The organism is Flavobacterium esculini (genome assembly GCF_048284325.1).
GTDB lineage: Bacteria > Bacteroidota > Bacteroidia > Flavobacteriales > Flavobacteriaceae > Flavobacterium.
In genome coordinates this window covers 118,598-136,132 of record NZ_JBLVPI010000004.1, presented here as the reverse complement: position 1 = coordinate 136,132, position 17,535 = coordinate 118,598, and the positions used below count along the sequence as shown (strand labels likewise).

The 17,535-nt window shown below is 36.0% G+C and carries 12 protein-coding genes; 7 read left to right on the top strand and 5 right to left on the bottom strand.

Translation table 11 applies throughout. The annotated features are described in order from the left end of the window. Window positions 1-16 precede the first annotated feature (16 nt). Window positions 17-1,045, top strand: a complete 1,029-nt coding sequence (locus tag ACNQGG_RS05170) for an alpha/beta hydrolase fold domain-containing protein (RefSeq protein ID WP_417961962.1) — start codon at window positions 17-19, stop codon at window positions 1,043-1,045. Between the two features lie 10 nt (window positions 1,046-1,055). Then, window positions 1,056-2,042, top strand: a complete 987-nt coding sequence (locus tag ACNQGG_RS05165) for a pectinesterase family protein (protein ID WP_417961961.1) — start codon at window positions 1,056-1,058, stop codon at window positions 2,040-2,042. A gap of 85 nt (window positions 2,043-2,127) precedes the next feature. On the opposite strand, the gene ACNQGG_RS05160 is transcribed toward ACNQGG_RS05165, so the two are convergent. After that, window positions 2,128-3,114 (bottom strand): aldo/keto reductase, encoded by a 987-nt coding sequence (locus tag ACNQGG_RS05160; RefSeq protein WP_417961960.1) that lies wholly within the window; start codon window positions 3,112-3,114, stop codon window positions 2,128-2,130. A 499-nt stretch (window positions 3,115-3,613) separates the two neighbouring features. On the opposite strand from ACNQGG_RS05160, the gene ACNQGG_RS05155 reads away from it, so the two are divergent. Together ACNQGG_RS05155 and ACNQGG_RS05150 are read left to right on the top strand one after the other, a co-directional pair. Beyond that, a complete protein-coding gene (locus tag ACNQGG_RS05155; RefSeq protein ID WP_417961959.1) occupies window positions 3,614-4,576 on the top strand; it encodes a bifunctional helix-turn-helix transcriptional regulator/GNAT family N-acetyltransferase in 963 nt (320 codons plus the stop codon). 104 nt (window positions 4,577-4,680) lie between these two features. After that, the gene (locus ACNQGG_RS05150) at window positions 4,681-4,905 is read left to right on the top strand and encodes a cupin domain-containing protein (protein WP_417961958.1); all 225 of its coding nucleotides are present in this window, start codon (window positions 4,681-4,683) and stop codon (window positions 4,903-4,905) included. 134 nt (window positions 4,906-5,039) lie between these two features. Here the strand turns inward: ACNQGG_RS05150 and katG are convergent, their stop codons facing one another. The 4 genes from katG to ACNQGG_RS05130 form a co-directional block, all read right to left on the bottom strand. Continuing rightward, a complete protein-coding gene (gene katG, locus ACNQGG_RS05145) occupies window positions 5,040-7,295 on the bottom strand; it encodes a catalase/peroxidase HPI (RefSeq protein ID WP_417961957.1) in 2,256 nt (751 codons plus the stop codon). Window positions 7,296-7,739: 444 nt separating this feature from the next. Beyond that, a complete protein-coding gene (locus tag ACNQGG_RS05140; RefSeq protein ID WP_417961956.1) occupies window positions 7,740-8,288 on the bottom strand; it encodes an acyl-CoA thioesterase in 549 nt (182 codons plus the stop codon). 136 nt (window positions 8,289-8,424) lie between these two features. Then, window positions 8,425-9,867, bottom strand: a complete 1,443-nt coding sequence (locus tag ACNQGG_RS05135) for a rubredoxin (RefSeq protein WP_417961955.1) — start codon at window positions 9,865-9,867, stop codon at window positions 8,425-8,427. A 68-nt stretch (window positions 9,868-9,935) separates the two neighbouring features. After that, on the bottom strand, window positions 9,936-13,448 hold the full coding sequence (locus tag ACNQGG_RS05130; protein ID WP_417961954.1) for a molybdopterin-dependent oxidoreductase: 3,513 nt from the start codon (window positions 13,446-13,448) through the stop codon (window positions 9,936-9,938). Window positions 13,449-13,679: 231 nt separating this feature from the next. Between ACNQGG_RS05130 and ACNQGG_RS05125 the strand changes: the two genes are divergently transcribed. From ACNQGG_RS05125 to ACNQGG_RS05115, 3 genes are all read left to right on the top strand, one after another. Next, window positions 13,680-14,378: a Crp/Fnr family transcriptional regulator gene (locus ACNQGG_RS05125; protein ID WP_416858050.1), complete on the top strand. Its 699-nt coding sequence runs from the start codon at window positions 13,680-13,682 to the stop codon at window positions 14,376-14,378. 366 nt (window positions 14,379-14,744) lie between these two features. Beyond that, the gene (locus ACNQGG_RS05120; RefSeq protein ID WP_417961953.1) at window positions 14,745-16,196 is read left to right on the top strand and encodes an alginate export family protein; all 1,452 of its coding nucleotides are present in this window, start codon (window positions 14,745-14,747) and stop codon (window positions 16,194-16,196) included. Between the two features lie 34 nt (window positions 16,197-16,230). After that, complete coding sequence (locus ACNQGG_RS05115) at window positions 16,231-17,460, top strand: CmpA/NrtA family ABC transporter substrate-binding protein (protein ID WP_417961952.1); 1,230 nt, start codon at window positions 16,231-16,233, stop codon at window positions 17,458-17,460. Window positions 17,461-17,535: the final 75 nt, after the last annotated feature.

The window sequence follows — 17,535 nt, the reverse complement described above, 5'->3', positions numbered from 1 at the left end:
TACTAAAATCTAAGTTATGCTAATAAAATTTTGGGATTTCTATAGTAGAAAATCATTGCTATGGAATTCAAAACATTTTTTTTTTATCATGTGTAGTTTGTTAGTGGTTGGTAGCGTTAGTTCTCAATCTTTAGGAGGTATCACGGCAATTCGTGATACCTCTTATGCCACTAATAGTGCGTATGAAAAAACTAAAGTTGACTATCCTTATATTAAGATTGTTAAGGAATTTCGTTTTGAATCGGTTAAGGAAAAAAGGAATGTTACGTATTGTAAAGTTGGTGAAAGAAAGTTAAAACTAGATGTTTTTTATAACATTGAAAAAGAGAAGCCGTTAAAAACTGCCATTATAATAATCCACGGAGGAGGTTGGAGATCGGGTAGCCGATCACAACATTATCCATTAGCCCAAAAACTGGCCCGTTTAGGCTATGTCTGTTTTACACCAGAGTATCGGCTTTCAACGGAAGCTCTTTTTCCTGCCGCAATTTATGATGTAAAATCAGCCATCAGATGGGTGAGAAAAAATGCTTCAAAGTATAATTTTGATACAAACAGAATCACTATTTTAGGTTTTTCTGCTGGAGGGGAAATGGCTTCTTTTATGGGAACCACAGGAAATATGCCCTTATTTGAGGGGACAAATTGTAATACGGACATACAATCCCGCGTAAATGCAGTGGTAGATATTGATGGAACTTTGTCTTTTGTTCATCAAGATGGTCGGGAAGGAGATGATAGTAAAAGAATTTCAGCGGGAACTCATTGGTTTGGATATTCAAAAAAGGAAAATTCTAAACTATGGGAAGCAGCATCACCTTTAAGTTATGTAAGTGCTAAAACACCTCCGACACTTTTTATTAACAGTTCTGTGCCTTGGATGCATGCTGGAAGGGAAGATTATATTAAAGTATTGAACGAGAATAAAATTTATTCTGAAGTTCATACATTTGAAGGATCTCCGCATTCATTTTGTTTGTTTGATCCTTGGTTTGACCCTACGGTAAATTACATTAATGATTTTTTAAAAACAATTTTCAATTAATACTATTAGAATGATGCTTAGAGCAAACGGTTATAAGGTTGTATGTCTTTTTTTATTAATTTCAAGCAACATTTTTTCGCAAACGGCTAATCCAGATAAATACAAATATGTCTATACGGTGGCTAAGGACGGCAGCGGTGATTATGCCACTATTCAGGAGGCTATCAATGTGATGCGGGTTTTTACCTTGGCACCGATTACCTTGTATATTAAAAATGGGGTCTATAATGAAAAGATAGAATTATTCGAAAATAAAACCGATGTTCGATTTGTAGGCGAAAATGTAGATAAAACCATTATTAATTTCGATGATTATTCGGGAAAAGGTAAATTAAATACATTCAATTCGTATACAGCTAAAATATCTGGGAATCGTTTTGTAGCGGAGAATATCACCTTCCAAAATTCGGCAGGAAGAGTAGGTCAAGCGGTAGCTTTGTATGTGGATGCGGATGAAGCTGTTTTTAAAAACTGCAAGTTTCTGGGGAATCAGGATACCGTGTTTTTGGGAGGTGAAACGTCCAGACAGTATTTTGTGAATTGCTTTATCGAAGGAACCACCGATTTTATCTTTGGACCGGCAACGGCTGTGTTTCAGAATTGTGAAATTTTATGCAAATCAAATTCATATATAACCGCTCCCAACACTACTATGGGTAAAGAGTTTGGATTTGTCTTCTTGGATTGTAAAGTTACCGTAGGAGATGAGGTTACCAGAGAATATTTGGGAAGACCTTGGCGCGCATGGGCAAAATCAGTTTTTATTCGTTGTGAATTACCAAGCCAAATTGCTCCCGAAGGTTGGGACAATTGGTCGAATAAAGAAAATGAAAGAACTACTTTTTTTGCTGAATTCAAATGCAAGGGTGCTGGATTTAAACCTAATGAAAGAGTAGCTTGGTCACATCAGTTAAAAAAATCAGAGGCCAAAAGATATACGGTTAAGAATATATTAAGTCCAAAGTCTAAAAATGGGACTGAATGGTACTTGAAATAAGTCGTAACAGAATCTAATGTATTGAAAAAGGCTCGATTTACAATTAAATCGAGCCTTTTTTTATTTGATAAATTTACAAAATACATTACCAAAGCTGATGTACTTCAGGTTTGATATAACGCTCATAAATTTCATTCATCGCTGCAATTTTTTCATAAGTTAATTTAGGCAAATTGTAAACCGATAAATTGGACAATACATGACTTTCGTTTGATGCGCCAGGAATAATGCAGCTCACTTCGTCAAAATTCAAAATCCACTGTAAAGCAATAGGAGCTAAATTTGTTGCTTCTGGAAATAAAGCTTTCAATTCTTCGACTGCTTTTAAGCCTAGTTCATAATTAATCCCAGAGAATGTTTCGCCTTTGTCAAAAGCTTCGCCATTCCGATTAAAATTACGGTGATCTTGAGCATCAAAAGTTGTTTTAGCATTAAATTTTCCTGTTAGCAATCCGCTAGCTAAAGGAACTCTTGCTATGATGCCTACATCGTGCTTTAGTGCTTCTTTGAAAAATAATTCGGATGGACGCTGACGGAAAAGGTTGAAAATAATCTGAACCGTTGTTACATTTGGGAATTCAATAGCTTTTAGCCCTTCTTCCACTTTTTCGACACTAACGCCAAGATTTAAAATTTTCCCCTGCTCTTTCAAACGATCAAACATTTCAAAGATTTCCGGACGGTAAAATACTTCGGTCGGAGGGCAATGCAATTGTATCAAATCCAGTGTTTCTAATCCGGTTCTTCTAAGACTGTCTTCTACGAATTTTTGTAATACTTTCGGTTGGTAGCCTTCATTGACATGCGGGTTGATATGTCGGCCACATTTGGTCGCGACATAAATTCGTTCTGAACGGGAACGAACTACTCTGCCTACGGCGGTTTCGCTCAATCCATTTTCGTAAACATCGGCGGTATCAATAAAATTCACGCCGTTATCGATGGCGGTATTTATTAGCTCGTCTGCAGTTTTATCATTAAAAGGAGAACCCCATTTTCCTCCCACTTGCCAAGTACCAAGTGATATTTCGGAGATTTCAAAATCTGTTTTACCCAGTCTGCGATAGTTCATATTCTTTATTTCTATAATGGTTATTATTGTTTTTATCTGACGAAATTTGAGCAATTGTGGTCTTTATAAGAGGCTCCAGCTTGCTTATATTTTACGCATCATCGTTTGTGAATTATTTAGTTTCGCAAATATGATCCATATCAAAGCAAATCTAATACATCCTCTTTTAATTTTAAATCTAAATGGATAGTATTTTTGTTTTTTTATGTGTCGTCCTAAAATTGGTTGACAAGTTTAGTTCTTACTTTTGAGAGGTCTATTTAAATGTGTTCGTTCCTCGCAAGAACCTGATTGTGGAACGGTATTATGAAAAAAGTTCGTGATTTTTAGCCCTGATGGAAGCGGCATCCTCGTAGCGTAGCGAAGAGATACAGCGAACAGCAGGAGGATTCGTTCTTTAAAACTCCATTCGTTTTGCTTCACCAATTTAAAAATAAGTTTGGAGGTGAAATATTATTTTTTATATTTACATAACTAGTTATGTAATTAATTATAAAATATGAAATTATTCGAAAAAACAGGAAAAATGGCTTTGGGTAGTCGGTTGCGATTATTAACCGCTACAGTAACCGAAAATGCAGCCCAAATTTATGAATTATACCAGGTGGAGTTTTCGCCAAAATGGTTTCCTGTGTTCTTTGTCCTTTCAGAAGAGGGTGAAAAGACCATTACCGAAATCGCTAACGAAATAGGGCATTCCCAACCATCAGTTACTAAAATAATTCAGGAAATGACGGTTTCAGGATTGGTCCAGGAGAACCTGAAATCAAAGGATAAACGTAGGACTCTAGTAGGGTTAAGCCCAAAAGGAACAATGCTTTCGGAAAAAATAAAGGTGCAATGTACCGATGTAGATGCTGCCATTGAAGGCATTATAGCCGAAGCCACACACAACCTTTGGGAAGCAATTGAAGAATGGGAATTTTTATTGGAACAAAAGTCCTTGTTCAGACGAGTACAGGAACAAAAGAAACTGCGTGAGTGTAAAGACGTCCAGATAGTTGAATATTCCCCACAATATCAGTCCGCTTTTAAATCGCTGAACGAAGAATGGATTTCCACTTACTTTGAAATGGAAGAAGCCGATTACAAAGCATTGGATAATCCAAAAGAATACATTCTGGACAAAGGCGGGAAGATTTTCATTGCGTTATACAATAATGAACCCGTTGGAGTTTGCGCACTCATTAAAATGAATGATACCAGCTATGATTTCGAAATGGCAAAAATGGCGGTATCTCCAAATGCACAGGGAAAAAACATTGGAGGTTTGCTTGGTCAGGCAGTTGTGGATGCTGCAAGGAAATTGGGTGCTTCCAAATTATATCTGGAAAGCAATACCATTTTGAAACCTGCCATCAACCTGTATCAGAAATTAGGTTTCCAGAAAGTAGTAGGACAAGCCACGCCTTACAAGCGCTGTAATATCCAAATGGAATTAAACTTAAACAATCAAATTTAAAGAATATGAAAATATAGTAAAAAAAAGAAAACGTAATCCCAAAACAATTTTTAGAAGTTGATTTTGTCGTTCTTTCCATTGGTAAAGATTCTATGGTTACAAAAATGCTGTACAAGTCAACTGATTTTGTTCCTTTTCATCAACACCCTAACGAACAGAGCGGTTATGTGATTTCCGGGAAATACAAATTAAAATTTTCAGGAGAAGAATTTTTATTATCTGAAGGCGATACTTATTCGATTCCTGACAATATGGAACATTCTATTGAAATTATTGAGGCAGGACAGGTAGTTGATGTTTTTACACACATCCGGCAGGATTATTTATAGGGGATCATTTTATAATCCCTAGGTAAGGCATACTACTAATACCTAATCTACGTTGGTAAAATAGAAAAAAGCAGATTAAATGAAAAAAAGGTGGTCCGTTAAGACCACCTTAGTACTATAATATAAGGCTGTAATTAGGCCAAGTCGAAGCGGTCAAGGTTCATTACCTTAGTCCACGCTGCAATAAAGTCTTTCACAAATTTTTCTTGAGAATCGACACATCCATAAACTTCAGCGATGGCTCTTAACTCTGAGTTTGAACCAAAAATAAGATCCACACGCGTTCCAACCCATTTGATTGCACCGGTTTTACGATCCGTACCTACAAAAGCATCGTCAGATTCTGAAACTGCTTTCCAAGTTGTACCTAAGTCAAGTAAGTTTACAAAGAAATCGTTCGTTAAAGCCTCTGGGCGTTTTGTAAAAACTCCAGTTTGAGACTGATCAAAGTTCGTATTCAGTACACGCATACCACCAACAAGAGCCGTCATTTCCGGTACAGATAGTGTTAATAATTGTGCTTTGTCAATAAGCAGTTCCTCGGCTGAAACCGTATATTTTGTCTTAACATAATTACGGAAACCATCTGCTTGAGGCTCAAGAACTGCAAATGAAGCTACATCTGTTTGTTCTTGTAAAGCATCTGTTCTTCCTGGACTAAAAGGGACGCTCACATCATGATTAGCATTTTTTGCTGCTTGCTCAATTCCTGCATTACCACCTAAAACTATTAAATCAGCAATTGAAACTTGCTTACCACCAAAATTAGCGCTGTTGAATTCTTTTTTAATTTTTTCAAGTGTTTCTAAAACTTGTTCTAATTGGGAAGGATTATTTACTTTCCAATTTTTTTGAGGCTCTAGACGAATGCGAGCACCGTTAGCACCACCACGTTTATCAGAACCACGGAACGTTGATGCAGAAGCCCATGCAGTAGATACCAATTGAGAAACTGATATTCCTGAAGCCAAAATGGTTTCTTTTAGAGAATCTATATCTTGATTATCAATTAATTGATGTGTGTTGACTGGGATAGGATCTTGCCAGATTAATTCTTCCGCTGGAACTTCGGGTCCTAAATAGCGTGTTTTTGGGCCCATATCGCGGTGCGTAAGCTTGAACCATGCTCTAGCAAATGCATTATTAAATTCGGCTGGATTCTCTAGAAAACGTCTTGATATTTTTTCATAAGCAGGGTCAAATCGCAGTGAAAGGTCTGTAGTCAGCATAAACGGTTGGTGACTTTTTGAAGGATCATGTGCATCAGGCACTAAACCAGCTCCTGCACCATCTTTTGGTCTCCATTGGTGCGCACCTGCCGGACTTTTAGTTAATTCCCATTCGAATCCAAATAAATTTTCGAAATAATTATTACTCCATTTAGATGGAGTTGTAGTCCATGCTCCTTCTAGACCACTAGTAATTGTATCTCCACCATTACCAGTACCAAAACTATTTTTCCAACCTTGACTTTGTTCTTCAATACTTGCTCCTGCTGGTTCAGCACTAACATATTTCTCTGGATCTGCAGCACCATGGGTTTTACCCAATGTGTGTCCGCCGGCGCTTAATGCAACAGTTTCTTCGTCATTCATTGCCATACGGGCAAAAGTTTCACGAATATCATGCGCTGCTAATATTGGATCTGGGTTTCCGTTAGGTCCTTCAGGATTTACATAAATTAATCCCATTTGAACAGCAGCAAGAGGTTGTTCTAATTCACGTTCTCCATTGTAACGATTGTCTCCTAACCACTCGCGCTCAGAACCCCAATAGATATCTTCATTTGGTTCCCATACATCTTCACGTCCTCCAGCGAAACCAAAAGTCTCAAAACCTGCCGATTCCAAAGCACAGTTACCCGTTAAAATCAATAAATCAGCCCAAGAAATTTTTCTGCCATATTTTTGTTTGATAGGCCATAGTAACAAACGCGCCTTATCTAAGTTAGCATTGTCTGGCCAACTGTTTAGCGGTGCGAAACGTTGCGTTCCAGCTCCAGAACCACCACGTCCGTCTGCAATACGATACGTACCCGCACTGTGCCAAGCCATTCTAATGAATAGACCTCCATAAAAACCAAAATCGGCTGGCCACCAGTCTTGTGAAGTAGTCATTAATTCCATGATGTCTTGCTTCAAGGCAGCAAAATCCAAAGACTTGAACTCTTCCGCATAGTTGAACGTTTCCCCCATTGGGTTAGACGGTGCACCGTGTTGACGTAAGATGTTTAATTTCAATTGATTTGGCCACCAGTCACGATTTACAGGGCTAGAACCAGCACCTTGCTTGGCAGGAGTACCAGCACTTGCACCATGATTAAACGGGCATTTGCTTTCACTGTTCACATTGTAGGAGTTTGCAGTAGTTGGGTTTGTGTTATTTTCCATATTGTAATTGTTTTTTATTTTTTAAATAACGAATTTACATATAAAAATCAGTGTTGATGTTTGTTTTTAATAGATAAAAACTATAGTTCTTTTCTAAAATCCGTTATGCAGTCAACTCATGAAAAATGGTTAATTAAAAAGGGATTAGAGCATCTGGATACCAAGCCTAGATTCTTATGGTTTTGATAATGGGGTATTTGGCTCGTTCTAAGAAATAATGTCATTAATTAGCGAAACCAAAAAGCTGTTTTATGGCGTATGCTTTTCTAATTAGGGTAGGTATACGCCATAATGTAGCGTATATTACTATATCTAATAGTAGATTGGTTCTAGTGGAATTAACGTAATAAAAAACATTACGTAAAGCAGAAAATACTCGTTTCATAATTTGCAAACGGCTAGAGTCAAGGGAATGTTTCTTAATTTTAGCCCTCCATTTAATAATTACTGCAACTCCACCTTAACATTGTACTGATTTAAACTCAAAATAGTTTCTATAGATCCAAAAGTGGAAATGCTCTTTTGATATTCTCTTTCTTTTTTCAAAGCAATTTGTTTTACACAGTTTTGGAACCGACTCACTTCTTTTAGATTCGTAAGGATTAATCCGGGAACGGCTGCATTTTTTCCCTCTTTGTCTTTGGAAACCATCGTAAAATAGGATGAATTACAATGATTGACGGTTCCAGTTTGAATGTTTTCTGATTCCACACGAATACCAATAATCATAGAACTGGTTCCCACATAATTGACGCTGGCTTTCATCGTTACCAATTCACCCACCTCAATTGGTTTTAAGAAATTTACTGTATCTACAGAAGCCGTTACGCAATAATTACCGGAAAACTTTGAAGCACAGGCAAAAGCAATTTGATCGAGTAATGATAATATATACCCTCCATGTATTTTGCCACTAAAATTAGTGTGTGAAGGCAGCATTAATTCAGAAATTGTTATGTGAGAGGAACTTACCGTTTTGAAAGTAGTATTCATATTGTAGTTTTTTTGATACTAATAAGAGTTTTTGAGTTGTTTTTTAGCCATGGATTACACTAATTAGTACTAAGTCTTTATAATTTAAAATAATTAATACTAATTAGTGTAATTCGTGGCTAATTTTTTCTTGAGATTATGATAAAGTGTCCAGTTTCTCTCCAGTTAATACTATAAAATTTATTTTTGGAGATTCACACAAAGAACAGCAATAGTCTTCGGGTAAATCTTTAAATAAAACCCCTTTTTCAATTCCTTGACTAACATCACCGTATTCTGAGTTGTATAAAGTCAAACATTCCGGGCATTGATGAATATCTTGTGCTGCGTTTTCTTTTTTCGTGGCAGTTTTATTTACTTCAACAATTTGATTTCCTAAATCTTCAAAATATTTTCTACTCAATTCAATCAAAATGGTTGGAAGCTCCAGTTTGTCTACATCTTGCGCATGAACAATATATTCTTTGGTATTTGGATCAAAATTTTTGGCGTACAAAACATTATACGTATCTCTGATTTTGATGGATTCTAAGTCTTTTGGCAATTCATTTTTTTCGACTACAATCGAAGTGAAATAATGTCCATCCCGATTGTATTCTGATAATCCAAAAGTGAGTCCATACGTACTGATATCAAACTGATCCAGCGTTCGAACCAGAAAAGTTTTAAGGTTTAAAGCCCATTCCATCGCAACAGGCAAGTGCCAGTTAAGTTCCAGCAGCGAGTGGCGAACGTTAATTCCTTTTTTGCCCAAGAATTTTTCCCAATCTAATTTTCTATCTTTTGGAATCCCTTTTACGATAAAGGATTTCCATGGTGTGATACATATTTTACCAATTTTGCAATCAAAACATAAGTCGCACATTTCTTTCAAAAACTCTAAATCATAGAGGTTATTTCTCCAATACAATCCCAACCAATACTGATCAATTCCCAATCGATTCATTCCTTCATAATAAGGAAATGGATAGAAAGGAATGTTTAACGGTTTGTCAATGGTTCTGTTATTAGTGTCCAAAGCATCGCTGACCAATTGAAAAATCATGTCCACAGAATCTGGTTCTTCTTCGAGTATTTTTTCAATGGCATAATATATTTCGGAGATATTCCAACTGTAAATCAGTACGGGATACATTTCCATCTTATCCCATTTTGGCAAACGGATATATAGAAACCAATAATCTTCATGGTCCGAAGCAATAAAGTTGATGTGTCCTGTAAATAAAGGAACTAACTGTTGTTTTGGATCGGTGATGTTTACTTTTAGCTTGGGTTGCTCTTTAAATTGCTCTAAAATATATAAAAACTTATTTCCCGTAAGCCAAGGTGTATTTCTAAAAATATCGGTGGATACATAGGAAGAAACAATGTTGTTTCCGCTTTTTTCATTGGGATAAACAAAATAGTTCTTCCCTGTTTTTTCTTTCTCAATAGGAGTAAAACCTTTAGGAAATATAATATCTTGTCGAGAACCAAAGGAGATTGCATCCAGTCCTTGTTCCAAAGCCATATTTACAATTACTCGTAATTCACCTGGTGAAATCACGCCTCCTTTTACTATTAGTCTTGTCAATTCCATATTTTTTAGTGTTCAGTTTACAGTTTTGAGTTTACAGTGGTTAACTGATTACGATATACTGCTAACAATTATTTACATTTTGATAAGATTTCTTTTACTTCGGTTTTGCAACTTCCACAACCTAATCCAGCACCTGTGGTTCTGCATAATTCGGTAAAGTTAGTCACGCCACTTTTTATGGCTTCTTCAATATTTCCGCTTCCTACTTGACTGCAAGAACAAACTAATTTTCCTATTACCGGTTTAGTATTTGAACTTCCTCTAAGCAACGTGTTTCTTTTGTCAGATAATTCGATTTTGCTTTCAATCATCGTTTTGAATTCGGCAAACTCATTTTTATCCCCCATCAAAATAGCACCTATTAACAAGTCGTTTTTGACGATACATTTTTTATAGTATCTTTTTCCTAAATCAGCAAACACAATTTCTTCGTAAGAATCGTCATTATCTGGGATTTCTATTTCACCAATACTACATAAATTAATATCTTCCAGTTTCAAGATATTCATCAAAACGGAACCTTTATAAAAACTGCTGATATCACCGGCCATATAATTGGCTAAAACGTCTGCTTGTTCTTCAGCTGCCGAAGTAATTCCGAATAATTGGTTGTTGAATTCAGCGATTTCACCAATGGCAAATACATTTGGATTCGACGATTGTAAATATTGATTTACTTTTACACCACGTCCGCAGGATATTCCTGATTCTTTGGCTAATTCTATATTTGGAATAGTACCAATGGTGTAAACGATAGCATTTGCAGTTATAATTCGACCACTTTTCAGTGCGATTTCTATTTCATTTGGATTCTCTGTTTCGAATACGGTGCTGACTTCATTATCAAAATAAATTTGAATGTCACGAAGTTGTACTTCTTCGGCAAGTAATTTACTCGAAATTCGGTCCAATTGACGTTCCATTAATCGGGAAGCCCTTTGAATTATTGTAATTTTTACTTTTTTATGTTTTAAGGCTGCGGCCAATTCTAATCCTAATAATCCACCACCTACGATAACTACATGTTGCTCTTCTGCAACTAAATTAGTGTTATCCAGATAGTTTTTTAATCGGTCTGCATCTTCTTTTTTTCTGATTGTGAATCGTCCAGGCAAATGCAATTGTGCATTTTCAGGAATAAAAGGTCGGCTTCCGGTTGCTAATATTAAGGAATCAAAAGTATGGGTGATACCGTCACTATCTAGAATTATATTTTCTTTGGTATTGATGTTATCAATTGAAACACCTGATTTCATAGTGATATTTAGCTTACTTAAAGCTTCATCTTTTATTTTCAAAAGCTGTTCCCAAGAAAGTTCCGCCGTTACGTATTCCGGTAGTAAAACCCTGTTGTAAAATGGATTTTCCTCATTTGAAAAAACAATAATTTCATCAGAAGTATTGATTTCCCTGTAGTTTTGAATGAATCGAAAAGCAGCAGCACCAGCACCTACAACTGCGATTTTCTCGAAAGGTTTTATATATTTGGCAACCGAGACAGTTGTGAATTTAAAGTCAGGCTCTTTCGATACAGGATCTACAAGAGTATTAGTCAAATTATTGGTTCTGTTCAAGTCATTTTCCAACTGTTTTCCCCAGTGCATCGGCAAGAATAGTACTCCTTCTCTAATGGTATCAGCAACTTTGGCTTTTACACGAACAGTTCCATTCTTACTGGTCACTACCACAATATCTCCATTATTTATGGATGCTTTATAGGCATCAATAGGATTTATTTCAAGCACAGGACTCGGAATATGCGTCATCAATCGAGCTACTTTACCCGTTTTAGTCATTGTGTGCCATTGGTCTCTTATGCGGCCCGTAGTAAGAATGAACGGAAAGGTATCATTAGGTTGTTCCGAAGTATTTTCAATAGCCGTAGGGATATTAAAAATCGCTTTTTGTGAAGGCGTATAGAATTTTTTATCGGTAAATAAACGGGGTGTTCCAGGATGTCCATAATCAGGAACAGGCCATTGAAAAGTACCTTCATTTTTTAGACGGTTGTAATTTAAAAAGGAAATATCTATGTTGGTATTTTTTGTCATTAGACAGTGTTCCTTATAAATATCTTCGGTACTGTTGAAATTGAAACCGGTGAAATTCATTTTTTTAGCAAAACGAGTCAGAATTTCCACATCGGGTAATGCTTCTCCCGGTGCATTGATACCTTTCGGCAAATAAGAAATTCGTCTTTCAGAATTGGTCATGGTTCCTTCTTTCTCTAACCAACCTGCTGCAGGCAATAATAAATCGGCAAATTTTGACGTATCTGCATTATGGGAAATATCTTGAACGACCACAAATTTGGCATTAGCCAGCGCTTTTTCCACTCTGCGGGAGTCAGGTAAACTTACCATAGGATTGGTACAAATAACCCAAATCGCTTTCATTTTTCCAGATTCTAAAGCATCAAACATCTCAGTCGCCGTTAATCCCGGTTTTTCGGATATGCCATCCACTCCCCAAAAATCTGCTACCTCTTTACGATGTACCGGATTATTTAGTTCTTTATGTACAGCAAGTAAATTTGCCATTCCGCCTACTTCACGACCACCCATGGCATTTGGTTGTCCAGTCAGTGAAAAAGGTCCAGAACCTGGTTTTCCTATATGTCCTGTTAATAAAGAAAGGTTAAGTAAAGCCGTATTTTTGTCTACGCCGATAGCACTTTGATTGAGTCCCATTGCCCAAAGCGAAAGAAATCCTTTGGCTTTACCAATGATGTCAGCCGCTAATTTGATGTCATTCAAGGGAACGCCACAAAGTTTAGATGCTTTCTCTAATGAGCTAGACAGTACTAGATCTTTATATAATTTGAAATTTTCAGTGTGGTTTTTAATGAAATCATTGTCGGCATATCCTTTTTCGATTAGCCTTTTGGCCAAAGCATGATATAAAATAATGTCAGTACCCGGAATGATTTGTAAATGCAAATCGGCAGCTATTGCCGAGTCCGTTCTTCGAGGATCGATTACAATGATTTTTGTTTTCGGATTTTTTTCCTTGTGTTGTTCGATTCTTCTAAAAAGAATAGGGTGACACCAGGCAGGATTGGCTCCTGTTATCAAAAAGGTATCTGCCAGTTCAATATCGTCGTAAGCGATTGGTACAGAATCTTCTCCAAATGTTTTTTTGTACCCTGCCACCGCTGAACTCATGCACAAACGGGAGTTGGTATCGATATTATTGGTTTTCAGAAATCCTTTTACAAGTTTGTTTACCAAATAATATTCTTCCGTAAGACATTGACCAGAAATATAGAATCCAACACTGTCAGGACCATGTTTTTTTATTATGGACGAAAAGACTGCTGCTGCACGATCCAAAGCGGTATCCCAGCTTACTCTTTCCATAGGATGGGACTTACTCCACCTCATTTCTGGATAAAGAATCCTGTCTGAGGTATCGTTGACTACATAATGAAGGTTCATCCCTTTCGAACAAAGCATGCCTCTGTTCACCGGATGGTCTTTGTCGCCTGTAACGGTGACGCCATTTTTAGAATCATTGGTTACTATAATTCCGCATCCTACTCCACAATAGGAACACGTGGTTTTGATTTCTGAATTTTGCATTATTGAATTTCTTTATTAATAATGAAAGCTTAGTATATTGATCTGTTTCAATCTTACGAAAGTGTAAAAATAAGTATTTTTACGTATTAATACGTATTAAATGGATTTTATTTTATATTTTTGAGTAAAATAAATATTTAGTAGCAAATCATTTTGTGAACGATTTTAAATTTTAGCCATGACATCGCCATGAGACATCATATTCTTTTAAAAAACAAATATTAGCTTCGTATGAAAGAAGAATTAGCCACTTGTAGTACTTGTATAAATGAAAATTGTTTTATCAAGAAACACATTCATTTAGAACAAATGAAGAATTACATTGACAGAAAACGTAGTTTTACTTGTAAAAAAGCACAGCAATTTATCATTGAAGGCGCGCCAATTCAAGGTTTGTACTTTATTTACAAAGGAAAAGTAAAGACGGTAAAAACAGGTATTAACGGAAGAGAACAAATCGTAAGATTAACTAAAGATGGTGATACTGTCGGTTTTAGAGGTTTTGGTACCAGTAAGCGCTACCTTATAGGTGCTTATGCGTTGGAGGATACTATGTTATGTAATTTTAGTAATGAAGATATGCTGGAAATACTTCATAATGTCCCTGAATTCACCTTTGATTTAATGCTGTTTTATGCGGAAGAGCTGAATAAAAGTGAGAATAATATTCGTAAAATTGCACAAATGAATGTGAGGGAAAGGGTAATTGATACCTTACTATATATCCATAGAAAATTCGGTCAGATGAATGGTGTAATAGAGCTTGATTTGTCCAGAAAAGAAATTGCTGATTTTGCCGGAACCACTGATGAGCAAGTGATACGGGTTATTTCAAGTTTAAAAAAAGAATTACTCATTAAAACTGTCGGTAAGAAAATAGGATTAGTTAATACCGACAAATTAAAATCAGAAATTAAAGAACATAAATAGTTACAAGAATAAATCGCTCCCTTTTTCTCTCTTTCTTCTTCTTTCAAATAGGTAGTCTCCTTTTGGAAAACAAAAAATCGCCCAATTTTTTATTCGAATAAATAATCGCTTTTTATGTTTTTAAAAGCCGATTGACATGATTTTTAGCAGATAAATTTTTACTATACGTATTTTTTACTACGTGTTTAATACTGCTAAGCCTTGCTATTGTTGGTTTTGTTTCTATTATCTGTCAAAAAGCAGGAGTTGAACCACCTTAATTACGGTTTTTTAAGTACTAAAAAGTTATTTCAGTCTGTTTTTTATATAGCATCTAAGTATTAGTACTTACGTAAATTTGCTTCATACTAATTAAAACATAAGATTATGCAAAAGTTTAAAAGCACATTACTAGGTACTCAAGGTTTGAATATGAGAAAAATTTCAAGAGTAAATCTTTCGAAATCTTTTTTCTTGGGAATCGCCTTAACCGTATTAAGCCAAAATGAAGCAAAAGCACAATTTACCGCAACAGGACAAATTAGAGAAAGAACTGAATTTAGAGCAGGACAAGGGACTTTGCAAAAAGAGGCAGACAAAGCAGCTTTATTCAATTCTCAAAGAGCAAGATTAAATATAGGGTTTACAGGGTATAGATTTAAAGTATTTATGGCGTTACAAGATGTGCGCGTGTGGGGACAAGATGCTTCTACCATAAATAGAACAACTACAGAAGCAAATAACGGGATCATGCTTCATGAAGCTTGGGGAGAGATTATGTTGAATGACACGATAAGCACCATTCAAAATTTATCTTTAAAAATAGGACGTCAAGAAATCTCTTATGATGACCAAAAAGTGTTAGGAGGTTTAGATTGGTTACAACAAGGAAGAAGACATGATGCGATTGTTTTCAAATTTGCAAACAAAGGATGGATTGCTGATGTTGGAGCTGCATTTAACCAAAATAAAGAACTTAATGCCGGGACAGTTTATAATGGAGTTCCTACTGCTTATGGCGCTGGTACAAATGGAATTGGTACCATGTACAAATCATTTCAGTATGCTTATATAGGAAAGAAACTTTCCTTTGGTGATATCTCGTTTCTATTCTTTAAAGATGATTTTAATAAATATACGAATGTTACTTCTGGAACACCGGCTGTAACTACCAAAGTATATGGAGAAGGAGTTTGGAGTCGCAATACTACAGGATTTTATTTCAACACTAATGTTACCAGAAAATTCAATCTTACAGGAAGCTTGTACCATCAAGGGGGTAAGGACAAAGACGGCAGATCTATAAGTGCTAATTTGGCTTCGGTAACATCAACTTTGCAAGTAGGAAGAAAATTATTTGTAGGTCCTGGAATTGATTATTTATCAGGAACAGACGGTACAAAAGCAGTAACCGCAACTTCAGAAAGCAATCTTTTTGATCCATTATACGGAACACCACACAAATTCTGGGGAAGTATGGATTATTTCTATGCTGCGAATGGCTTTGGAAAACAAGGATTATTGAACTATTTCTTTAAAATGAAATACAACGCAAAAGATAACCTTACATTTTTTGCTGATATACATGGTTTTGCAGCAGCAAACACCTTGTCTAATGGAGCTGGAGGGGAATTAGATTCTTATTTAGGGACTGAGGTTGACTTAATGGTACGATACAATTTAACTAAAATGATCAATATTGAAGCTGGATATTCTTTCATGAAAGCTACTAATTCAATGGCGTCAGCAGCGGTTAAAAATGTTACAACACCAGATCTTAGCCCACAATTTGCTTATCTAATGCTAAATATCAAACCTAATTTTTTAGCCAAAAAATAAATTAAAGTATTCAATTTTAAAAAAAATAAATAAAATGAAAAATTCAAATAAACAAATAACAAGGGTTTTCAAAAGAGTTATGTTGACCTTGTTGATCGTATTGAGTTCCGCTTTTACAACAATAAATGCTCAAAATGATCCTGTACGATTAGGTTTCATTCCACTTACGGATTGTTCGCCAATTGTTATGGCAAAAGAACTAGGGTTATTTAAAAAATACGGAGTTGAAGTTATTGTAACCAAAGAATCTTCTTGGGCGAATGTTCGTGACAAAATTTTAACAGGAGAATTAGACGGAGCACATTGTTTGTATTCTATGCCGTTCTCAGTATACACAGGAGTTGGTGGTAAAGCTGGATCTGAAATGAAAATTGCCATGATGCTTAATGTAAACGGTCAGGCCATTACACTTTCTAATGATTTTTGTGGAAAAGTAGGCTTTAAACAAATGAATAAAATAACTCCAGTGGTTGCGGCCAAGTTAAAAGCTGAAAAAGAAGTGACATTTGCCATGACTTTTCCTGGAGGAACACACGATTTATGGTTGCGTAACTGGATGTCTATCGCTGGTTTGAATCAAAAAGCAGTGAAAATTATTACGATTCCTCCTCCACAAATGGTGGCGAACATGAAGGTTGGAAACATGGATGGTTATTGCGTAGGAGAGCCTTGGGGAGGTGTTGCCGTAAAGCAAGGAATTGGATTTACACAGGTAGCTTCTCAAGACATTTGGAAAGATCATCCTGAAAAAGCTTTGGTTGTGAACAAAGATTTTAGCTCAAAACGTAAAGCAGATTTAGTAAAAGTAATGAAAGCGGTAATGGAAGCTTGCATCTGGTTAGACAATCCATCTAATCGTAAAAAAGCGGCTGCAATTATTGGTAGAGCGCCTTATGTAAATGCACCAGCTGACGTAATTGAAGCGAGATTGATGGGAGATTACAATTTAGGTTGTAACCAAGGAACACAAGTTTATGCCAAAGATTATATGTTATTTCACAAAGGCGGAATGGTTAATTATCCTCGTAAATCATATGCAATTTGGGCGATGGCACAGTTTGTAAGATTCGGATATTTGAAAGAAGCTCCAAATTATGCTGCAATTGCGGATAAATTAATCTTGCAAGATTTGTACGAAGAAGTAGCTAAGAGCATGAAAGTGAAAGTTCCAAATGATGATATGAAACCTTTTTCTCTTACTATGGATAAAACTGTTTTTGACCCATCAAATCCTGCAGCTTACTTAAAAGTTGTAAAAAGATAAATTAAAAAATAGATTACAACGTCTCAACCCCTTTTCTTTATAGAGAGTCCCGTCCCGAAGTTTCGGGATCGGGGA